This is a genomic window from Bacillus sp. LR_5 (genome assembly GCF_042709275.1).
Genome location: NZ_JAVAXX010000673.1, coordinates 1 through 800, shown reverse-complemented (window position 1 = coordinate 800; position 800 = coordinate 1). Strand labels below are relative to the sequence as shown.

The 800-nt window shown below is 37.2% G+C and carries 2 protein-coding genes; one reads left to right on the top strand and one right to left on the bottom strand.

Annotated features, from left to right (window positions below):
- Positions 1–62 precede the first annotated feature (62 nt).
- Positions 63–206 (top strand): hypothetical protein, encoded by a 144-nt coding sequence (locus tag RAC86_RS39425; RefSeq protein WP_003231164.1) that lies wholly within the window; start codon positions 63–65, stop codon positions 204–206.
- On the opposite strand, the gene RAC86_RS39420 is transcribed toward RAC86_RS39425, so the two are convergent.
- The coding region (locus tag RAC86_RS39420) for a hypothetical protein (RefSeq protein ID WP_377887041.1) at positions 203–800 on the bottom strand (598 nt) is incomplete at its 5' end. The two genes, RAC86_RS39425 and RAC86_RS39420, sit on opposite strands and share 4 nt — an antisense overlap.

The following is an 800-nucleotide window of genomic DNA, read 5'->3' as shown; positions in this document are numbered from 1 at the left end:
TGTTCTAAACAATTCTTTCAGTCATATATTGAATAAAAAACGAGCCATGGGAGGCTGACGCTATGATTGCTAAAATGATGGAAGCACTGGACGGAGAAAGATTTGATATCATAATGGAAAAAACGCTCAAAGGAATGACGCGTGTGATGATTTGGGGCTGTCTGCCATATTTTTTATATGTCTTGATCCGTATGTTCACAAACTAACTGAAATGCTCTTTTAAACTTTCCAAAACAAACATCATCATGTCTTTATATTCTTCATCCTGAAACATTTCGTACAGTATTTTGTAGTCATTATAAATATCCAGAAGCTCATCAACAATTGACACAGCAAGGATGTGAAGGGTATCTTGATCTTCATCATCGCCTTCAAACTGAAGAAGAGCAGACGATGCGATATCTTCGCCGATCTCATGGCCAGTTTCTCCGACATAATGGACAAACAACAGCTGATGCACAAACTGGTCCATTTCATATTTTCTAAGCACCAGCGTGAGATCCTCTTCCTCCGTTTCAAGCCACTCTCCATCCTTTAAACGGGTCAGTTCATAAATGATATCTTCCCAGCCATCTTCTAAATATCTCCAAATTTCTGTTCTATGGCCGATAATGCGAAAGAGTTCTTTTCCATAATCTTTTACATAAACAACGTCCCCAATAAGGAATTCATACTCAATATCAAGCTTCTCCATGTCGACAATGACACCCTCATAATCTTTATAAAGCTGAATAGATGATTCAAAGTATAAAACTTCGTTATGATTGACTTCATAAAGATAGTGTTTATCAATTTGGTGC